This window comes from Arthrobacter sp. NPDC090010 (assembly GCF_044748305.1).
In the GTDB taxonomy this organism is placed as follows: domain Bacteria; phylum Actinomycetota; class Actinomycetes; order Actinomycetales; family Micrococcaceae; genus Arthrobacter_E.
Genome location: NZ_JBIVFT010000002.1, coordinates 397,584 through 417,724, shown reverse-complemented (window position 1 = coordinate 417,724; position 20,141 = coordinate 397,584). Strand labels below are relative to the sequence as shown.

At 66.9% G+C, this 20,141-nt stretch carries 16 protein-coding genes, 1 pseudogene and 1 riboswitch; of the genes and pseudogenes, 13 read left to right on the top strand and 4 right to left on the bottom strand.

The features are described from left to right. Nucleotides 1-176 precede the first annotated feature (176 nt). A pseudogene (locus ACIPXZ_RS04770) lies at nt 177-575 on the bottom strand (carboxymuconolactone decarboxylase family protein). A gap of 150 nt (nt 576-725) precedes the next feature. Between ACIPXZ_RS04770 and smc the strand changes: the two are divergent. Together smc and ftsY are read left to right on the top strand one after the other, a co-directional pair. Then, the gene (gene smc / locus ACIPXZ_RS04765; RefSeq protein ID WP_400590981.1) at nt 726-4,307 is read left to right on the top strand and encodes a chromosome segregation protein SMC; all 3,582 of its coding nucleotides are present in this window, start codon (nt 726-728) and stop codon (nt 4,305-4,307) included. Nucleotides 4,308-4,329: 22 nt separating this feature from the next. After that, complete coding sequence (gene ftsY / locus ACIPXZ_RS04760; RefSeq protein WP_400590980.1) at nt 4,330-5,529, top strand: signal recognition particle-docking protein FtsY; 1,200 nt, start codon at nt 4,330-4,332, stop codon at nt 5,527-5,529. A 125-nt stretch (nt 5,530-5,654) separates the two neighbouring features. Here ftsY and ACIPXZ_RS04755 read toward each other — a convergent pair whose 3' ends face one another. Beyond that, nucleotides 5,655-7,400 carry a hypothetical protein gene (locus tag ACIPXZ_RS04755; protein WP_400590979.1) on the bottom strand — a complete coding sequence of 582 codons (1,746 nt, stop codon included), beginning with the start codon at nt 7,398-7,400 and terminating at the stop codon, nt 5,655-5,657. A 290-nt stretch (nt 7,401-7,690) separates the two neighbouring features. On the opposite strand from ACIPXZ_RS04755, the gene ACIPXZ_RS04750 reads away from it, so the two are divergent. After that, the gene (locus ACIPXZ_RS04750; RefSeq protein WP_400590978.1) at nt 7,691-9,052 is read left to right on the top strand and encodes an ammonium transporter; all 1,362 of its coding nucleotides are present in this window, start codon (nt 7,691-7,693) and stop codon (nt 9,050-9,052) included. Beyond that, on the top strand, nt 9,049-9,387 hold the full coding sequence (locus tag ACIPXZ_RS04745; RefSeq protein WP_400590977.1) for a P-II family nitrogen regulator: 339 nt from the start codon (nt 9,049-9,051) through the stop codon (nt 9,385-9,387). The genes ACIPXZ_RS04750 and ACIPXZ_RS04745 overlap by 4 nt, the downstream gene beginning before the upstream one ends. A gap of 163 nt (nt 9,388-9,550) precedes the next feature. On the opposite strand, the gene ACIPXZ_RS04740 is transcribed toward ACIPXZ_RS04745, so the two are convergent. Then, entirely contained in the window at nt 9,551-10,951 is a 1,401-nt protein-coding gene (locus ACIPXZ_RS04740; protein ID WP_400590976.1) for a glucose-6-phosphate dehydrogenase, read from the bottom strand. Nucleotides 10,952-11,093: 142 nt separating this feature from the next. On the opposite strand from ACIPXZ_RS04740, the gene ffh reads away from it, so the two are divergent. After that, entirely contained in the window at nt 11,094-12,665 is a 1,572-nt protein-coding gene (gene ffh, locus ACIPXZ_RS04735; protein ID WP_400590975.1) for a signal recognition particle protein, read from the top strand. A 6-nt stretch (nt 12,666-12,671) separates the two neighbouring features. Then, the gene (locus ACIPXZ_RS04730; protein ID WP_400590974.1) at nt 12,672-13,181 is read left to right on the top strand and encodes an alpha/beta fold hydrolase; all 510 of its coding nucleotides are present in this window, start codon (nt 12,672-12,674) and stop codon (nt 13,179-13,181) included. A 75-nt stretch (nt 13,182-13,256) separates the two neighbouring features. On the opposite strand, the gene thiC is transcribed toward ACIPXZ_RS04730, so the two are convergent. After that, nucleotides 13,257-15,014: a phosphomethylpyrimidine synthase ThiC gene (gene thiC / locus ACIPXZ_RS04725; protein ID WP_400590973.1), complete on the bottom strand. Its 1,758-nt coding sequence runs from the start codon at nt 15,012-15,014 to the stop codon at nt 13,257-13,259. After that, nucleotides 15,008-15,115: riboswitch (TPP riboswitch) on the bottom strand. Its footprint overlaps the gene before it by 7 nt. Nucleotides 15,116-15,147: 32 nt before the next feature. On the opposite strand from thiC, the gene ACIPXZ_RS04720 reads away from it, so the two are divergent. The 7 genes from ACIPXZ_RS04720 to trmD all read left to right on the top strand — a co-directional run bounded on the left by ACIPXZ_RS04720 (nt 15,148) and on the right by trmD (nt 20,085). Then, a complete protein-coding gene (locus ACIPXZ_RS04720; protein WP_400590972.1) occupies nt 15,148-16,272 on the top strand; it encodes an amidohydrolase family protein in 1,125 nt (374 codons plus the stop codon). 45 nt (nt 16,273-16,317) lie between these two features. Then, complete coding sequence (locus tag ACIPXZ_RS04715) at nt 16,318-17,196, top strand: VOC family protein (protein WP_400590971.1); 879 nt, start codon at nt 16,318-16,320, stop codon at nt 17,194-17,196. An 86-nt stretch (nt 17,197-17,282) separates the two neighbouring features. Beyond that, a complete protein-coding gene (locus ACIPXZ_RS04710; RefSeq protein WP_400590970.1) occupies nt 17,283-17,729 on the top strand; it encodes a hypothetical protein in 447 nt (148 codons plus the stop codon). Between the two features lie 184 nt (nt 17,730-17,913). Continuing rightward, on the top strand, nt 17,914-18,327 hold the full coding sequence (rpsP, locus tag ACIPXZ_RS04705; protein WP_400590969.1) for a 30S ribosomal protein S16: 414 nt from the start codon (nt 17,914-17,916) through the stop codon (nt 18,325-18,327). Continuing rightward, nucleotides 18,328-18,570, top strand: a complete 243-nt coding sequence (locus ACIPXZ_RS04700) for an RNA-binding protein (protein WP_400590968.1) — start codon at nt 18,328-18,330, stop codon at nt 18,568-18,570. It begins immediately after the preceding gene. Nucleotides 18,571-18,714: 144 nt separating this feature from the next. Continuing rightward, a complete protein-coding gene (rimM, locus tag ACIPXZ_RS04695; protein ID WP_400590967.1) occupies nt 18,715-19,263 on the top strand; it encodes a ribosome maturation factor RimM in 549 nt (182 codons plus the stop codon). Between the two features lie 3 nt (nt 19,264-19,266). Then, on the top strand, nt 19,267-20,085 hold the full coding sequence (gene trmD / locus ACIPXZ_RS04690) for a tRNA (guanosine(37)-N1)-methyltransferase TrmD (protein WP_400590966.1): 819 nt from the start codon (nt 19,267-19,269) through the stop codon (nt 20,083-20,085). The last annotated feature ends 56 nt before the right edge of the window (nt 20,086-20,141 follow it).

Sequence of the window (20,141 nt, the reverse complement as noted above, 5' to 3'; positions counted from 1 at the left end):
GTGACGTCATGCCTAATCAGCGTCACCTTCAGCCATCACGGCGTCGTGCGAACGTCCGGGGCAGCCACTCCGGGGCCCGCATGTGCGCGACGGGGTCCCCGATGATCGGGAACCGGCGGTTGGCTCCGCTGAGTCGGACGGCGGTCACCGGCGTCAGGCACCGTCGATGATGGACTTCAGCACGCAGGTTGCCCCATGCCGTTGGGCCAACCAGCGTAAAACGACAGATGCAGCAGGGTCTCCTTCAGTTCCTCATCGGTGACGCCGTTCTAACGGGTGAACCCCAGATGGACCTTCAGCTGGTCCATCTTGCCCGGGGCCGTCAGGGCTGCGACTGCGATCAGACTACGATCCCGCGCGGACAGATCCTCGCGTTCCCAGACCTCATCGAACAGGACCCGGTCCGTGTGTAGTGGGCCAGCCCAGGGGCGAAGTTTCCGAAGGCATTCTTCGCACCGCTCCAGTCGGTTCCGGGCTCCTTCTCCCTCGTGGTCAGTCTCCTCCGCGGTCGGTTCATGAACGAATCCAGTTCGTCGCGAATGCCGTCCGTGGGGAGTCCCCAGCGAAGGGTGCACCTGCAGCGCCTACCTGGACCGCACTCGCAGCATCGATCCGACGCCTGCGCCGCCGCGCCACCCTCAGGAACCCCGCCATCCCGGGATAGTCTTGAGGGACGCGTATTCCTCCAACCCGTCCTGTACCGGCCCTAGAGAGTCCCCACCACCGTGCACCTGAAGAACCTCACCATCCGCGGCTTCAAGTCCTTCGCCTCGGCCACGAGTTTCACCTTCGAGCCCGGCGTCACCGCGATCGTGGGACCGAACGGCAGCGGCAAGTCCAATGTGGTGGACGCCCTTGCCTGGGTGATGGGGGAGCAAGGGGCGAAGACCCTGCGCGGCGGCAAGATGGAGGACGTGATCTTCGCGGGGACCGCGGGACGGCCTCCACTGGGCCGGGCCCATGTCTCCCTGACCATCGACAACGCCGACGGCGCCCTCCCCATCGACTACAGCGAAGTCACCATCTCCCGGACTCTCTTCCGCACCGGGGGCAGCGAATACGCCATCAACGGCAGCAGCTGCCGCCTCCTGGACATCCAGGAGCTGCTCTCCGATTCGGGCCTGGGCCGTGAGATGCACGTGATCGTCGGGCAGGGCCAGCTGGACCGCATCCTGCACGCCACCCCCGAGGACCGCCGGGGCTTCATCGAGGAAGCCGCCGGAATCCTCAAGCACCGGCGGCGCAAGGAACGGACTCTCCGCAAGCTCGACGCCATGCAGGGGAATCTTCAGCGTCTGAGCGACCTCTCGGCGGAATTGCGCCGTCAGCTGGGCCCGCTCGGGCGGCAGGCCGCCGTCGCACGCCGCGCACAGACGGTGCAGAGCGAGCTGCGCGATGCGAAGGCGCGCCTCCTCGCCGATGACCTGGTCCGGCTCACCGCCGAACTGGAATCGGACGCGGCCCGGGAGCGGACGCTCCAGGAACGCATCGCGGTGATCGAGACGGATCTGGCCACGGGCCGGGAACAACAGGCCCTGGCGGAGCAGTCTGCGGCGGCCATGGCTCCCAGGATCATTCAGGCTCGCGGGACCTGGCATCAGCTGACCACCGCTCGCGAGCGTTTGCGGGGACTCGGACAGCTCGCCACCGAGCGGCACCGTCTGCTGGGCAGCGCCGAGCCGGCGGCACGTCCCGGGGATGCCGAGCAGATGGAACAGCAGGCCCAGCGTGCCCGGGCCGAAGCCGCGCGGCTGGGTGAGGACGTCGCGCAGCTGAAGGAGGCGCTCGACGTCGTCGTCACACAGCGCGCCGAAGCTGAGGCATTGGCAAGGGCGGAGGACGCCCGGGTCACGGCGGCGTTGCGGACCGCGGCTGACCGGCGCGAATCGCTCGCGACCCTCAGCGGCAAGGTCGGGGCGGCGAGGTCCCGGGTCGAGTCGGTCGAGGAGGAACTGGGACGGCTGCATGAGTCGTTGCTGGAGTGCGAACGCCGCCGGGCGGCCGTTGAGGCCGAATTCGCTGCGCAGGAGGCCGAACTGGCGCACAGCGAGTCCGGTGAGCAGGACCTGGACAGTGAGTACGAGGAAGCCGCCGCCGTCCTCGAACATCTGGAGGCCAAGGACGAGGAACTGGCCGGACAGCAGCGCGAAGCCGAACACCGCGTGGCCGCCCTGGGCGCGCGCCTCGAGGCTCTGAAACAGGCCAGTGCGCCTCGCGACGGAAGTGCGCTGCTGGCGGAGCACCCCGGCATTCTCGGCAGCATCGCCGGCGCGGTGCGGGTCACGCCCGGTCATGAGACCGCCATCGCCGCGGCTCTCGGCCCGTATGCCGAGGCGCTTGTCGCGGACGGGCTGCACGGCGCCGCGGAGGCGCTCGGACGCCTCAAGGACGACGACGGCGGACGGGCGCACGTGCTGATCGGCAGCACCGCGGAACAGCCGTCGGCAGCTGAGACTGAGGTGCCAGGCGCCGGGGGATCGGTACTGTCCGCGCACGACGTCGTGGTGCCTCAGGGACCCGGCGCCACGGCGGTGCTCCGCCTCCTGGAGGGCGTGCTCATCACGGAAAGTCTTGAGCAGGCTCGGCAAACGCTCAGCGAGCAGCCCGAAGCGACGGTGGTCACGCGGGACGGCGACGTCCTCTCCGGGCATGCGGCCAGTGGCGGATCGCCGTCGAGCGGCTCCCTGCTGGAAACCCAGACCGCACTCGATGAGACCGGGGCCGCCCTTTCCCGGGCCACCGCGGACACCGAAAGGCTCCGCTTCGCCCGGAAGAGCCTGGCCGAGGAACTGGCCCAGGCGCAGGAACGTGCGGACGCCGCCTTGGACCGGCTGCACGAATCAGACGCTGCGCTGGCGGCGGCGGCAGAGAAGCTCGGTGGTCTGAAGGGTCAGCTGCGATCCATCGCGGCCGAGGCCCAGCGTCTTCAGGACGGCAAGGCAAAGGGGCAGGAGTCCTTGCATCGCGAGAGCGCGGGCCTGGAGGACCTCGCGTCCCGCCTGGCCGAAGCCCAGCGCGAGGCGACGGAGGAGCAGGGCGGCGCTGCGATCCAGGACAGGCGAGAGGAACTTGAGCTGCGCGCCCGCGAGGTGCGGGCAATGGAAGTGGACGCACGGCTCGCCCTGCGGACGGCCGAGGAGCAGCAGTCCAATGGTGAACGGCGGGCTGCTGGACTCGAACGTGCGGCAGTGAGCGAGCGGAGGGCCCAGCAGGAGGCCGCCGCGCGGGCCGAACGGCGGCGACGCCAGGCCGCACGTGCTTGTGCCGTGGCGGAGGCTGCACGGCAAGCCGCGCTGCTGGCCGACCGTTCGGTGGACCAGGCGGCTTCGGAGCTGGCCCGGGTCGAGGAGGACGGCGGCAAGTACGACGCCTTGCTGACGGGACTGCGCGCCGGAAACGAGACGCTGAGCCGGGAGCTGGCTGAACTGACCGGTTCGGCGCACCGTGATCAGCTGGCTCTGACACAGCAGCGTGCCCGGATCGAGGCCGTGGAACAGCGATCGATCGATGAGCTGGGGATCGGACCGGAACAGCTGCTGGCCGAGTTCGGTCCGCATCTGCCCGTGCCCATGGCGGACGCTGCGCAGGACAAGTGGGCCGAGCTGCGCCAGGAGGTGGATGAGGAGGGTAACCCGGTGCCCGTAGGTGTTCCCTTCGTCCGCGCCGAGCAGGAGAAACGTCTCAAGAGAGCCGAGCGGGACCTTTCTTCACTGGGCAAGATCAACCCTCTCGCCTTGGAGGAGTTCGCGGCTCTCGAGGAGAGGCACCAATTCCTCAACACCCAGCTGGAGGATCTGAAGTCCAGCCGGAAGGATCTCCTGGACATCATCAAAGAGGTGGACGCGCGCGTCCAGGAAGTCTTCACCCAGGCCTTCGCGGACACCTCCGAGCAGTTCGTTCACGTCTTCGGGCGGCTTTTTCCCGGCGGTGAGGGCCGTCTGGTGCTGACCGACCCGGAGGACATGCTCACCACCGGCATCGAGGTGGAGGCCCGGCCTGCCGGTAAGAAGATCAAGCGGTTGTCGCTGCTGTCCGGAGGCGAGCGGTCGCTGACCGCGGTGGCGCTGCTGGTGGCGATCTTCAAGGCCCGCCCCTCGCCCTTCTACGTGATGGATGAGGTGGAAGCGGCCCTTGACGACATGAATTTGGGGCGTCTGATCACCATCTTCGAAGAACTTCGCGAGTCCAGCCAGCTGATCGTCATCACGCACCAGAAACGCACCATGGAGGTCGCGGACGCCCTGTACGGCGTGACGATGAGGGGAGACGGCGTCACCACCGTCATCTCCCAGCGCATGGGCGAATAGCGGGCCATGAGAAGCTAGGGGGGTGAATGACCTCCTTCCCTTGATCCTGATCATCGTCGGTGTCCTGGTGGTGCTCGGCATTGCCGTGCCGCTGCTGCTCAAGGGCCGCAGCACCCGAAAGTACACCGGCACTCGCGATGCCAACGACCCGGTCATGCCCCCTTCGGGCGGCACCGCCGTCCTTGACCGGGAGGAGGCTTCCAGCGCCGACGACGGCGGTCCGGCCGCATCTTCGGGAACTCTCACCGAGGAGACCGTCGAGGAGGTCCTGCCGGCCGCCCCGTCCATCGAGCAGCCGGCCCCGGTGGCCGGCCGTCTGCAGCGGCTCCGGGCCCGCCTGCTGGGTTCCAGCAATATGCTCGGCAAAGGTCTGCTGGCCTTGCTCTCGAGCGATCAGATCGACGAGGACACCTGGGATGAGATCGAGGAGACCCTGCTTCTCGCCGACCTCGGCACCGAGCCGACCACTGAACTCATGGATGCCCTGCGCGCCCGGGTCAAGGTCATGGGCAGCCGCGACTCGGCGGATGTCCGCGGCATGTTGCGGGAGGAACTGCTCAAGCTCGTCGACCCCGCCATGGATCGCAGCCTGGACGTGAGCCGCAAGGCCGACCGTCCCGCGGTGATGCTCGTGGTGGGTGTCAACGGTGTCGGCAAGACCACCACCGTCGGCAAGCTGGCGCGCGTTCTTGTGGCGGAGGACAAGGACGTGATCCTCGGTGCTGCGGACACCTTCCGTGCTGCGGCCGCCGAACAGCTGACCACCTGGGGCGAGCGTGTCGGCGTGCCCACGGTCAAGTCCGACGTCGAAGGCGCCGACCCGGCGTCGGTCGCCTTCGAGGCCGTGAAGGCGGGCATCGAGCAGGAAGTCGACGTCGTCATGGTGGACACCGCCGGACGCCTGCAGAACAAGATCGGCCTGATGGACGAGCTCGGCAAGGTCAAGCGCGTCATCGAGAAGCTCGCCGAGGTCGACGAAGTCCTCCTCGTGCTGGATGCGACCACCGGGCAGAACGGTCTCACGCAGGCCAAGGTGTTCTCAGAAGTGGTGGACGTGACAGGCATCGTGCTGACCAAGCTCGACGGCACGGCCAAGGGCGGCATCGTCGTCGCCATCCAGCGCACCCTCGGGGTCCCGGTCAAGCTCGTGGGGCTGGGCGAAGGCCCGGACGACCTGGCTCCGTTCGATCCCGAGGCTTTCGTGGACGCCATCCTCGGCTGATCCACACGACGCTTCGACCCCCGAGGCCGGGGTGCTCCTGAACGTTCAGGAGCACCCCGGCCTCGGGGGTTTCCGCGTTGTCGCGGGTCACCGGCAGAGCGCCGGCTCACCGGCGGAGCACCAGTTCAGCGGTGGAACGTGAGCACTGTCGCGGTTCCTGCGGTCAGGGGGAGCGAGACCGTGTCCCCGCCGCCGAAGCCCGGGATGCCCGGCCTCCGGCTCTCGGGAATGGCGACGGCCTTCTTGCCATCGATCACGGTGGCGTTGTCGGAGGCATAGGACGGCCCCTGCAGCTGGGCCATGGTGCCGCGGCTGGCCGGGAACGGCAGGGAGACGGTGACCTTGCTCTGAGCCGCACGCTGCGGATCGTTGGTGTTGATGATCACCACCGTGAGCTGATCCGCACCCTGCCGGATGGCGTAGGCATAGCTGAGCCGGTCGCCGTCGGCGTTCAGTTTCAGGAACTCACCCGCCGGGAGCTGTGCGACGAAGGCCTCGCCCCAGAAATTGGCCCGGGTCAGGAAGTCTCCACTCGGAGCGGACATGGTTCCGGTGTTGCAGACGGAGGACATGGACGGTCCGCCCTTGCAGGCCGCCAGCGAGGAGTGGAAGCCGAGGCGCTGGACTCCGAGGGCGCCGGAGCTGAGGGCGTAGTCGATGCTCCACAGCGCCGATGCGTGGGACTTGTTGGTCTCGTTCTGGTAGCCGGGGCAGGCTGAGGTGCCGGCCTCGGTGATCCACACGGGCAGCTTGTTCTCGGTGGCCGCGGCCATCATGCGCTGGCGGAAGCCGATGCCCCCGTCCCGGTTCGACCTGCTCAGCAGGTTCGCATACGTGGGCTTGCCCGCGGGATCGGCCCCGTTGCAGCTGGAGAAGGGGTAGTGATGGAAGGAGTAGATCTTCTTCTCGGGGAACTCGGCCGCCGCGAAGCCCCGGCCCCAGGTCATGGAGTAGGTGCCCGGCCCGATGACCGGAACCTCGGGAGCCGCCTTCGCGATGGCATCGGCATAGCTGCGGGCGTCCTGCAGGTACCCGGCCTCGCCCCATCCCTTGGGCCGCATTCCGTTGGCCTCGTAGCCGTTCGGCTCGTTACCGGGCGTGTATCCGAGGAAGCGGGGTCCGAAGACATCCTGGGCGGTCTTGACGAAGTCCGCAGCACGCTCAGGTTCAAGATGGGCCAGATCCACGACGATCGCCGCGGTGGAGTCGCTCGCGTCGAGCAGCCCTTTCACCCTGCGGAGGTCCTCCGGAGTCACCTTCGCGGTGGGATGTGTGGAGTCGCCCTTGACCCATGACGGCAGGGCCTCCCCGCTGGAGGTCCAGAAGGCCCGGCGCTCCACCGAATTGCCGCCGAAACGGAGCATCGGTCCGTTGAGTGACTTCAACAGCTCAACCAGGCCGGTGTTGTCTTTGGACAGCGAGGGCAGGGCGAGATCGGTCAGCTCCAAGGAAAGCCCCACGAGGCCCTTGTCGAGCCGCGCCCCGGTGGCGTCGGGCGAGATCGAGACGGTGAAGGGCTCGACCGGATTCATCGGGGAGCCCGCTGGTGGGCCCGGCTGACGGTAGGCGTTCGCCGCCGTGACGGTCTTGAGTGCCGAGGGAGTGGTGGCCGGGTGGCTTGCAGAGGGGCTTCCGGACGCACGGCTGCTTGCAGCAGGGGAGCCGCCGTCTTCGCCGTACTGGGCGAGCAGCTGCACACCCGCCGTGCCTCCGAGCCCGAGGGCCACGGCGACGCCTCCCGCCACGAACCAGTTCCGTTTCCTCTTACGGAATCCGGTGCCCGAAGCACCCGCGCGGGTACTGCGCCGGCTCTCAGGCCCGCCCGGCGGAACGGGGTCGAAGGGCGACGGATGCTGTGAAGGGCCACTCATGATTCTCCAGTTAAATGTCCGATATTTGAACGTCTGTGGAGACATCCTCGCATTTCCGCGGGCGCAGACGGGCACCAGGACCGCGGCCGGCCCCTGCCCGGAGCGCGAAACATTCCGGAAATATCGCCGTCACGGGGCTTTTACCCAGGGGCCGGAAGCGTAACAGCGGTGCAATCTGGCGCCGTGCCCGGCGAAACACGCGACGTCGAAAGTGGATGTCAGGACGCTCCGGCGTCGGACTGAACCACCGGCCCGTCGTGAGACGGCCCTCAGAGATAAGGACACAAGCCATGGAACTGACCGCCAGCAACGTATGGCTCATGGTGGCCGCAGCCCTGGTGCTGTTCATGACACCGGGCCTGGCCTTCTTCTACGGCGGCATGACCCGTGCCAAAGCCGCCCTGAACATGATGATGATGAGCTTCATCTCCATCGGGATCGTCGGAGTGGTCTGGGTCCTGTGGGGCTCCTCCATGAGCGGAGGGGAGGGCGTCTTCGAGATGTTCGGCAATCCCTTCGCCACCTTCGGACTGGAGAACGTCAGCAGCCCTGACGGACTGATCAAGGCCGGCTATGCCGCCACCTTCGCGATCATCACCGTGGCGCTGATCTCGGGAGCGATCGCGGACCGTGCCAAATTCGGTGCCTGGGCCCTGTTCGTCCCGGTCTGGGTGACGCTGGTCTACTGCCCGATCGCCTTCATGGTCTGGGGTGGCGGGCTCTTCGGTCCCGACGGAGCGATCGGCAAGGCCCTGGGTCCCGCCATCGACTTCGCCGGTGGCACCGTGGTCCACATCAACGCCGGTGTGGCGGGACTGATCCTGGTGCTGATCATCGGCAACCGCCGGGGCTTCGGCAAGGATCCCAACCACCGTCCCCACAACATCCCCTTCGTCATGCTGGGCGCCGCGATCCTGTGGTTCGGCTGGTTCGGGTTCAACGCCGGTGCCGCCACGACAGCGCAGCAGGGTGGACTGATCTGGATCAACACGCTCGCGGCTCCCGCGGCCGGCATGCTCGGCTGGCTCGTGACCGAGCGCATCCGTGATGGCCACCCCACCTCGCTGGGCGCCGCCTCCGGTGTGGTGGCCGGTCTGGTCGCGATCACCCCCGCGTGTGCCAACGTCAGCCCGGTGGGAGCAATCGGCCTGGGCATCGTGGCCAGTGTGGCCTCCGCCCTCGCGGTCGGCCTGAAGTTCCGCTTCGGCTATGACGACTCGCTGGATGTGGTGGGTGTCCACCTCGTGTCGGGTCTGATCGGCACCATCGCCCTCGGCTTCATCGCGATCCCGGTGGACGGCTCGCGTGCCGGATTGTTCTACGGCGGAGGCTGGGATCAGCTGATGTCCCAGCTGGCTGCCGCAGGCTTCTCGGTCGCCTACACGGCCATTCTGACCGCGGTGATCGGCTTCGCGATCCACAAGACCCTGGGCTTCCGGGTCTCCGAGGAGCAGGAGGAGATCGGGGTGGACCTTTCGCTGCACGCCGAGTCCGCCTACGAGTTCGGCCTGGCAGGTCACGGCGGAACCTTCCAGCCGCAGGGATCTCTGGAGGCCATTTCAGCGGCCCTGGATCGCCGTGCCGCGGATTTCCAGAAGGCTGCCACGGGGCAGACCTCGGGCAAGGACCGTAAGGAGAGTGTGGACGCATGAAACTCATCACCGCGATCGTCCGGCCCGAGAAGCTGGAGAGCATTCGAGAAGGTCTGGAAGCCTACGGAGTCCAGGGGCTCACGGTCAGTGCGGCCAACGGCTACGGCCGGCAGCGCGGCTACACCGAGGTCTACCGTGGGGCCGAGTACAACGTGAATCTGCTGCCGAAGCTGAGGGTCGAGGTCCTGGCCACCGACGACACCGCGGACGACATCCTGGACGTCATCATCGCCAGTTCGAACACCGGCCGGGCCGGGGACGGCAAGGTGTGGACCGTGGATGTCCACGAAGCGGTCCGGGTCCGGACGGGGGAGCGGGGAGCAGCGGCCATCTGAGACTGCCAGGCCACCGCACCCCACGACGACGGCGGGTCACCCTGAAGAGGGTGACCCGCCGTCGTCGTATGCTCAGCCCGTCGGCTGAACTCGCGCATTCCGTGCGAGCCCGCGCATAGGGGACGCGGGCTCGCACGGAATGCGCGAGTTTGCGGGGCGGGGGTCAGGATTCGGTGGACGGTCCCTGCGAGCCGGCGGGGTAGTCCTCCAGAGGAACCCGTCCGTGGGCCCACGCCGAGAGGACCGGATCCACGATCCGCCAGCAGTCCTCGGCCACGTCGGAGCGGACGGACAGCAGAGGGTCGCCATGCAGTACGCCGTCCAGGACTTCGCCGTAGGGCAGGAGTCCGGAAGAGTGCAGCTCGGTGGTCAGCTCCACCCGGGACAGGGAGAAGACGTTGCCGGCGCTGGTCACGTCCAGCCCCATGCTCAGTGTCTCGGGGCCGAACCCGATGCGCAGCTCATCCGCCTCATCGGTGCCGGAGAAACCGGCCGGAAGGTGTGCGAGCGGTTTGAACCGGATCACCGCCTCCTTCCGTTTGCTCCCCAGGGCCTTTCCGCTGCGGAGGATGAACGGGACACCGGCCCAGCGGGCATTGTTGATCTCCATGCGAACCTCGGCGAACGTCTCCGTCTCGCGCTCAGGATCGACGCCTTCCTCGGCCACGTAGTCGGGTACCTTGCGTTCCGCTATCTTGCCCGCCGTGTAGCGCGCACGCCGGGTGTTCTTGCGGAACGGTGTTGCCACCTTGCTGGCGCGCAACACGGTCGCGATGCCGTCCCTCAGATCACGCTCGCTCAGGGTGGCCGGTGGTTCCATCGCCATGAGTGCCATGATCTGGAGCAGATGGCTCTGGATCATGTCGCGGAGCGCTCCGGCCCGGTCGTAGTACCCGGCCCGTCCTTCCAAGGCGAGATCCTCGTCGAAGACGATCTCCACCTCTGCCACGTTGTCGCGGTTCCACAGCGGCTCCAGGAACCGATTGGCGAAGCGCATCCCGAGAATGTTCAGCACGGTCGACTTGCCGAGGAAATGGTCCACGCGGTGGATGTGGTCCTCGGGTGCCAGCCTGCGCAGCGTGCCGTTGAGCTCGCGGGCGCTCGCCGCATTGGACCCGAACGGCTTCTCCAGCACGAGCCGGGTGCCGAAGGGGACGTCCTCGGGGGATAACGCCTCGCAGGCCAGCAGGCTGATCCTCGGAGGCAACGCGAAGAAGACCGCCACCGGGCCTTCCAGTTCAGCCAGCAGCGAAGCGAAGGCGCCCGGAGCCGTCACATCCACCTGGCGGTAGGACGAAGTCGCGGTGACTTCCTTCCACAGGGATTTGGCCTCGTCGCCGGCGTCGATGGGCAGGGCTTTGGCGAGCCGGCGCTGCCATTTGCTAGGGGTCCACGATTCGGCTCCCGCCCCGATCAGGCTCAGTTCAGGGGCCCGTCCGGCGGTGACCAGTGAGGCGAGCCCTGGGAGGAGCAATCGCCCGGTGAGATCGCCGGATGCTCCGAGAATGAGAAGGGTCTTGATGTCCTTGGCCCGGGAACGCCGGGCGTGTCTGATGCTGGTCACTATGCCAGCATGCCATCACGTCACCCTGACTTGGTACCCTTGAAAGCTGAAAGTCCGTGCCCCCTGGCACGGGGCCCGTGCCGGGATCACCCGGCTCCGGGTTGCAGTCCTGGTACCTCATTGCGAAAGAAGTGCGCGGCGCGTGTTCAATTCACTCTCTGACCGGCTGACAGCGACGTTCAAGAACCTCCGCGGCAAGGGCCGCTTGAGCGAGGCCGACGTCGATGCCACCGTACGCGAGATCCGTCGCGCCCTGCTCGACGCCGACGTCGCCGTCCCCGTCGTGCGCGAGTTCGCCTCCCGCATCAAGGAGCGCGCCCTCGGTTCAGAGGTGTCCGGCGCTCTGAACCCGAGCCAGCAGGTCGTGAAGATCGTCAACGAGGAGCTTGTGACGATCCTGGGTGGCGAGACCCGCAGGCTGCGTCTGGCGAAGAATCCGCCCACCGTCATCATGCTCGCGGGCCTCCAGGGCGCCGGTAAGACCACCCTGGCCGGCAAGCTCTCCAAGTGGCTCAAGGGTCAGGGACACAGCCCGCTGCTGGTGGCCTGTGACCTTCAGCGTCCCAACGCCGTCACCCAGCTGCAGGTGGTCGGCCAGCGCGCCGGAGTTCCGGTGTTCGCACCGCACCCGGGCACCACGAGCGAGTTCGATGTCCCCAGCGGCGATCCGGTGGCTGTCGCCGAGGCCGGTGTCGCCGAGGCGCGCCAGAAGCTGCATGACATCGTGATCGTCGACACCGCCGGCCGCCTCGGTGTGGACGCCGAGATGATGGACCAGGCCCGCCGGATCCGTGACGCCATCACGCCGGACGAGGTCCTCTTCGTCATCGACGCGATGATCGGCCAGGACGCCGTCAACACGGCGAACGCCTTCCATGAAGGTGTCGATTTCACCGGCGTCGTGCTCTCCAAGCTCGACGGCGACGCCCGCGGCGGCGCCGCGCTGTCCGTGGCCTCCGTGACGGGCAAGCCCGTCATGTTCGCCTCCACCGGCGAGGGCGTGGATGACTTCGAGCTCTTCCACCCGGACCGCATGGCCTCCCGCATCCTCGACATGGGCGACATCCTCTCCCTGATCGAGCAGGCCGAACAGAACTGGGACAAGGATGAAGCGGCCCGGATGGCGAAGAAGTTCGCCGACCAGGAGGACTTCACCTTCGAGGACTTCCTCGCCCAGATGCAGCAGATCCGCAAGATGGGATCGATGAAGAAGATGCTCATGATGATGCCTGGCGCGCAGAACATGCGTCAGCAGCTGGAGCAGTTCGATGAGCGCGAGATCGACCGGGTCGAGGCCATGGTCCGCTCCATGACCCCGCACGAGCGCGTGGCTCCCAAGATCATCAACGGCTCGCGGCGTGCACGCATCGCCAGGGGTTCCGGTGTTCACGTCTCCGAGGTCAACGGTCTGCTGGAGCGTTTCGGTCAGGCCCAGAAGATGATGAAGAAGATGGCCCAGGGCGGAATGCCGGGGATGCCCGGAATGTCCGCGGGCGCCGGTGGCGGCACCGCGCGCAAGGCGGCGAAGAAGAACGCCGGCAAGAAGAAGGTGCGTTCCGGCAACCCTGCCAAGGCGGCTCAGGAGCTGCGTGAGGCGGAGGAACGCCGCGCCAACCGGACCCCTTCGGGTGCCGCCTTCGGCCAGCAGGCACAGGACTTCGACCCGTCGAACATGGAACTGCCCAAGGGCTTCGAGAAGTTCCTGGGCAAATAAGGGCCCGTGTCCTCCTACTCTCCCGCCTCCCGCTCCCGGGTGGTCCTGGTCCCCGGACGTGATGCGTCCGGGGCCTCGGCGTGGCCGCGTCAGCATGGCCTGGCGTTGGACTTCGACGCCCTGTTCCTGAGGCAGGACCCGGAGAAACCGCTGGACGCGGAGACTCTGATCGAGACGCTGGGTGGCGTGCCGGCCGCCGTCGTCGCTCATGGTGAAGGTTCGACGGCGGCCGTGAACGCCGCCGTCGAGCGCCCTCTGCTGGTGAGCGCCCTCGTGCTCTGCGAGCCGTGGCTGCCGGAGCTCACGGCGCGAAATCCCGGGGAGCAAGGCGACGGGATCATCCCCGGTGTGCCGATGCTCGTGGTCTCGGGAGGCTGGGAACCCGCGTATGAACGGATCGCCCGGCTCCTGGCGGAATCCGGTGCGGAGCATGTGGTGGTCCCCGGTGGGCACCGGCCACAGGACTCGCCTGAGGGAGCCGACGCGATCAAGGCATTCCTGCGCAGACACCTCTGAAGGCGCAACGCGGGGTCACTTAGGGCCCGATTTTCCCTTGGGATCGGGCCCTGAGTGACCCCGCGTTGCGGGGACTCAGGTCTTCGGCACCCCGACCGGGATCGACTCGATGTACACCTTGCCGCCCTGATCCAGGAACTCCTGGCTCTTGGCGGCCATCCCGGCCAGCGCCTCCTGAACTTCGGCCTGCTGGGCTTCGCGGGATCCATAGGCGTCACGGATGTCCTGTGAGATGCGCATGGAGCAGAACTTGGGCCCGCACATCGAGCAGAAGTGCGCCGTCTTGGCCGGTTCCGCGGGCAACGTCTCATCGTGGAATGCTTCTGCGGTCTCCGGGTCCAGGGACAGCGAGAACTGGTCTCGCCAGCGGAACTCGAAGCGGGCCTTCGAGAGAGCATCGTCTCGTTCGTGGGCTCCAGGATGCCCCTTCGCCAGATCCGCAGAGTGCGCCGCGATCTTGTAGGTGATCACGCCGGTCTTCACATCGTCCCGATTCGGCAGGCCCAGGTGTTCCTTCGGCGTGACGTAGCAGAGCATGGCCGTGCCGTAGCGGGCGATCTCCGTGGCACCGATGGCCGAGGTGATGTGGTCGTAACCCGGGGCGATGTCGGTGACCAGCGGTCCCAAAGTGTAGAAGGGGGCGCCGTCGCAGAGTTCCTGCTGCCGTTCCACGTTCTCCCGCACCAGGTGGAACGGGATGTGACCCGGTCCTTCCACCATGACCTGCACGTCGTACTCCCACGCCCTCTTGGTCAGCTCCGCCAGCGTGTCCAACTCGGCGAACTGCGCGGCGTCGTTGGCATCCGCTGTGGAACCGGGCCGCAGTCCGTCGCCCAGGGAGAACGCGACGTCGTACCTTGCGAAGATCTCGCACAGCTCATCGAAGTGGGTGTACAGGAAGTTCTCCCGGTGATGAGCCAGGCACCAGCCGGCCATGATGGACCCGCCGCGCGAGACGATGCCGGTGACCCGGTCCGCCGTGAGCGGAACATAGCGCAGCAGCACGCCGGCATGGATGGTCATGTAGTCGACGCCTTGCTCGCACTGCTCGATCACCGTGTCTCGGAAGACCTCCCAGCTCAGCTTGTCCGCCTCACCGTTGACCTTCTCCAGGGCCTGATAGATGGGAACCGTGCCGATGGGGACGGGAGAGTTGCGGAGGATCCATTCACGGGTGGTGTGGATGTCGTCGCCGGTGGAGAGGTCCATGACGGTGTCCGCGCCCCACAGGGTCGCCCAATGCAGCTTGTCCACTTCTTCCGCGATGGAACTGGTGACGGCGGAGTTGCCGATGTTGGCGTTGACCTTCACCAGGAAGGCTTTGCCGATGATCATCGGCTCGGACTCGGGGTGATTGATATTGGCCGGGATGATCGCGCGGCCCGCAGCGACCTCGGAGAGCACGAGCTCCACGGGGCAGTTTTCGCGCAGCGCCACGAAGCGCATCTCGGGCGTCACGATCCCCGCCCGGGCGTAGTGCATCTGGGTCACACGCCGTCCGTTCTTGGCCACGAGCGGTGCTCTGCGCTCGCCCAGCCACTCCTGCGAGGAGGCTCCGCGCCGGACGGCCGAGCGGCCGTCGTCGAGCAGATTGCGTTCGCGGCCCTGATAGGTCTCCACGTCCTCGCGGTCCCGGATCCACTCCGCCCGCAGAGGCGGCAGGCCGCGCTCGGGCTCGCTGCCGGGGCCGACCGTCCGGTAGACCCGCAGGGGAGCGTTGGCCCGGCCGCCGGGCGAATCCTCCAGGTGGATGTTCGTCACCGGGACACGGATGCCGTGTTCCCCATCGAGGAATTCCAGACTGTGGGCAGGGGATTGCTGCAGTGATTTCATCGATACTCACTTCCTTCGCCGGCATTACCCGGTCAGGTTCTACGGTCCGGACAGCATCAGTCCGATCTCAGCCCCTTGCCGGGACACCCGTGTGGTCTCGAACACGGTAACACGAGGCCGCTACGCTTGCTCCATGGCTGAAATGCGACCACGCCCGGTCATCGAATTCACGGGTCCTGTGCTGCTTGGACCGGACGATGAGGCCTTGGGCCTTTGGTCTGTCGGAGGCCGCCTGACCTTCCGGATGCCATCCGTCGAGCCGGATCTGCGAGTGGACGGCTGGGTTCTCCCGGGGCTGGTGGACGCCCACTGCCATATCGGGCTGACCGAGGGCGGAGCCGCGGATGAGGTGCTGACCGTGGAACAAGCGCGCCGGGATCTGGCTGCCGGGACCCTCTTGGTGCGTGACGCAGGATCGCCGGCGGACACGCGGTGGCTTGATGGTCGTGCGGATGCGCCCCGGATCATCCGAGCGGCGCGGCACGTGGCGGCGTCGCGTCGTTATCTGCGGGGTCTGGCGCTGGAAGTGGACGACGCCGGGCTCGTCGAGGCCGTGCGCGAGCAGGCGAGGCTGTCGGTCGCGGCGGACCCTCGGGGCTGGGTGAAGCTGGTGGGGGACTGGATCGACCGCTCCGCCGGGGATCTCAAGCCGTCCTTCCCCGCGGAACTCCTCGCCGAGGCTGTCGCGGCGGCTCATGACGAAGGAGCCAGGGTGACCGCGCACTGTTTCGGTGAGGAAATCCTGGACGATGTCATCGCGGCCGGAATCGACTGCATCGAACACGCCACCGGCTTGCAGGAGGAACATCTGCCGCAGCTGGTCGAGCGGGGCATCCCCATCGTTCCCACGTTGATCAACATCGCGACCTTCCCGGACATCGCGGCCCGGGGGGAGGCGAAGTTCCCACGGTATGCCGCACACATGAGGGCACTGTGGGAACGACGCTATGAGAATGTGGCCCGCGCCCATGCCGCGGGGGTCCGGATCTTCGCGGGCACCGACGCCGGCACCGTGATCGCTCATGGACGCCTGGCCGATGAGGTGAACGAGCTGCACAGGGCGGGCCTGACCACGCAATCGGCGGTCGATTCCGCCTGCTGGGCCGCACGGAGCTGGCTGGGGGCCTCCGGCCTGGATGAAGGCGCTCCGGCCGATGTGGTGGTCTACGCCCAGGACCCAAGGAAGAATCTGACGGTCCTCGCGACTCCACAGCAGGTCTTCCGGGAAGGTGTCCCATACAGGACCCTCGCGGAATGAATTGAAGTGCGGAATAAATTGAAGCTTCAAGTAATTGAGAAGAGTATGAACGCTTCAGCCGCACACTCTCAGGACCTTCTGCCCGCCGATCTTTCCATGGGTACGGTCATGCTCAAGGTCTCCGACATGAAACTCATGAGCGACTATTACCAGCGGGCGCTCGGCCTTGAGGTCATCGCCGAACGGGACGGAGGGCTGGCCCTCGGCCGCGGCGGGAACACCTTGGTGCATCTTGCTCCGGCGGCCGGTCTGCAACTGCCCGGCCGGGGTGAGGCGGGTTTGTATCACACCGCCCTCCTGTTCGAGGATCGCGCCGGCCTGGCGGCGACCCTCGCCACCGCGGCCTCCTACGACCCGAAGCTCTTTCAGGGCAGCGCAGACCACCTGGTCAGCCAGGCCTTCTACTTCGGCGATCCGGAAGGCAATGGCATCGAACTCTACTTCGACCGTCCCCGCGGCGAGTGGTCCTGGAACGCGGGTGACGTCGTGATGGATTCCTTGCCTTTGGACCCCAATGGTTTCCTGCAGCAGCACCTCGCGGAGGAGGCCTTGACCGGACAGCGGCAGGCCGCCGCCGATGTCGGGCATGTCCATCTGCAGGTGGGCGACGTCGCCACCGCCTCCGACTTCTACGTCGGCACGCTGGGCTTCGAACGGACCGCGGCCATCGGCGCCTCGGCGCTCTTCGTCTCGGCCGGCGGATATCACCATCACATGGCCATGAACGTCTGGAACAGTCGTGGCGCCGGTCCTCGCAAGGACACGCTCGGTCTCGGCGAGGTACTGATCCGTGTCCCCGGAGGGGACGACGTCGCGGCGCTCGCCGACCGTCTGCGGGTCGCCGGGGTGACGCATCACCACACCGGCGCGGAACTGCGCTTCGAAGACCCGTGGCGCAACAGCCTCCGGGTCGCGGTGGGATAGCCTGAAGTCGGACGGACCGCCGTTCCCAGGAGAACTGAATACCCTGCGCCTGCCCTTGTTCCGCATATCGACTTTCCGAGGATGACATGAGCCAGTCGAACGCTTTCGTAGAGGTTTTCGTTGCCAACCACCCCCAGGCGCTGAAACGGGCGGGTGAGCTGTCCTCCGGGGCTGCAGCCGCTCCCGAGGCCTTGCGCATCGACGGGGTCAGTGATTTCGAGGTGGAGCAGCTCTGCGCGCTGGCGGCACAGGCCGTGCACAGCGCGGGGGAGCAGGAGCTCGAGATGGCCGATATCGCGGTCGATGAACTCTATGCCTTCCCTGCGACGGCCCTGAGGGTGCTCGAGGAGCTTCCGAAGTACCACGAGGAGGGTGAGGACCCGGCTCTGGCCACTGTGGCCGGACGCTGGGCGGAGGATGAGGACGTGCCTTTCAGCACCGCTGAGGCGCAGCGTCATCTGCTGGCGCTCACCGCGCTCGCCGGAGCCGTCGATTCCGGTTCGCGTCAGCGGCTTTATCTCTGGTCCGCCTGAATTCCGCAGTCCGCGGGTCCATTAGGACGGTTTGCCGGGATCTGGCATAATGATCGGGTACCTGATCTGCGCGGCCCCTCTTCCCGCGCATGCATCATGTTCTCGGAACCCTTCAGTATGGCCCGCCCCACGGGAGCAGAACAAGGGGTTCAACCCCGTTTCAGAAACAGGAGTGACCACAACAGTGGCCGTTAAGATTCGCCTCAAGCGCTTCGGCAAGATGCGCGCACCGTACTACCGTATCGTCGTTGCGGATTCCCGCACCCGCCGCGATGGCCGTGCCATCGAGGAGATCGGCAAGTACCACCCCACCGAGCAGCCCTCGTACATCGAGGTCGACTCCGAGCGTGCTCAGTACTGGCTTTCCGTCGGCGCTCAGCCGACCGAGCAGGTTCTGAACCTCCTCAAGATCACCGGTGACTGGCAGAAGTTCAAGGGTCTCCCGGGCGCCGAGGGCACCCTGAAGACCAAGGAAGACAAGGCTGCGTTCGTGGCTCCGTCCACCGACTCCGTCGTGCTGCCCGAGGCCATCACCCCCAAGGCCAAGAAGGCTGAGGAGGCTTCCGAGGAAGCCGCCGAGACCACCGAGGCTGAGTAATTGCTTCCCGAGGTTCTTGAGCATCTGGTCCGCGGCATCGTGGACAGCCCTGAGGACGTCACCGTGGCCGCCCGCAACGGCCGTCGCGGTGAAAGCCTCGAGGTTCGTGTGAGCGACGACGACCTGGGCCGTGTCATCGGCCGTCAGGGTCGTACCGCCCGCGCGCTCCGCACGGTGATGGGAGCCCTCTCCGAGGGCGGCCCGGTCCGCGTGGATGTCGTCGACGGCGAGCGTCGCCGCTAGAAGCGGCTTGAGACACTCAGGCTAGAACCTCAACGGCCCCTCCGCCCTCATGGTGGAGGGGCCGTTGCTTTGTGCGGTGACATCCGCGGCGTAACCGTGAATGTCACCGCCTCCTTTGACATTCAGGACATTGACAGGAGGACCATGGAGCTCCAGGTCGCACGTTTGGGCAGGCCGCACGGCATCCGCGGCGAGGTCACGGTGGAGGTCTTCACCGATGATCCGGAAGGCCGTTTCGTCCCCGGCGCCGAGTTCGCCACCAAACCCGAGGCGAACGGGCCGCTGATCGTGACCCGTGCCCGCTGGAACAAGGGCATCCTTCTGCTGGGCTTCGAATCGGTGGCGGATCGCAACCGGGCCGAGGAACTCCGGGGCACCTATCTGTTCGTGGAGAGCGACGAACTCGAGGATGAGGGCTCTGACGACGGCTGGTACGAGCACGAACTGCAGGGGCTCGAGGTCCGCGTGGGGGATGAGAAGGTCGGCACCGTCGCCGCTCTGACCACCATGCCGGTTCAGGATCTGCTCGTGGTCGAGACCCTTGACGGCCGTGAGGTCCTGGTTCCGTTCGTCGAGGAGATCGTCCCGGAGATCGATCTTGAGGAGGGGTACGTGCTGCTCACGCCTCCACCGGGTCTTCTCGATCTGAACAACGACGGCGGCGAGTCGCCTCGCGACGGGGACGTGGACTGAACCATGCGCATCGACGTCGTCAGCATCTTCCCGGAGTACCTGGAACCCCTCAAGCTGTCGCTGATCGGCAAGGCCCGCCAGGACGGACTTCTGTCTCTGGACGTGCACGATCTGAGGGACTTCACCACCGACCGGCACAGGACCGTGGATGACACGCCGTACGGCGGCGGTGCGGGCATGGTCATGAAGCCGGAACCGTGGGCTCAGGCCTTGGAGTCCGTCCTGCCTCCGGAGGCGGAGCGCGGCGCGGCGGAGACGGCTGGGGATTCCCGTCCGGTTCTGATCGTCCCGTCCCCGGCCGGGGCCCGTTTCACACAGGCCATGGCATACGAGCTGGCCGAAGAGGAGCACCTGGTTTTCGCCTGCGGCCGTTACGAAGGCATCGACGAGCGGGTTCTAGACTGGTCGCGGGAACGCTTCGACGTCCGCCCAGTGAGCCTGGGTGACTATGTTCTCAACGGCGGGGAAGTGGCCGTCATGGCCATGGTTGAAGCCATCGGCCGGCTGGTGCCGGGTGTGGTGGGCAACGCCGAGTCGCTGATCGAGGAGTCGCATTCGGACGGTCTGCTGGAGTACCCCGTGTACACCAAGCCGTCGTCCTGGCGCGAACACGAAGTGCCCGAGGTACTGCTGTCCGGCAACCACGGGAAGATCGCTCGCTGGCGCCGCCATCAGCAGTTCGAACGCACCGCGGAACGGCGTCCTGACCTTCTGGAGGAGTTCGACGCGACGGCGCTGCCCGGTGCAGACCGTGAGGCTTTCGCTCAACTGGGGTACGACGTCGTCGACGGAAGACTGCGGAGACGCCCCGAAGCGGGCTGACGCGCTGCGTGCGATTGGTCACGGAGAGGTCTCTGTGGCAAAATTGACTCTTGGTG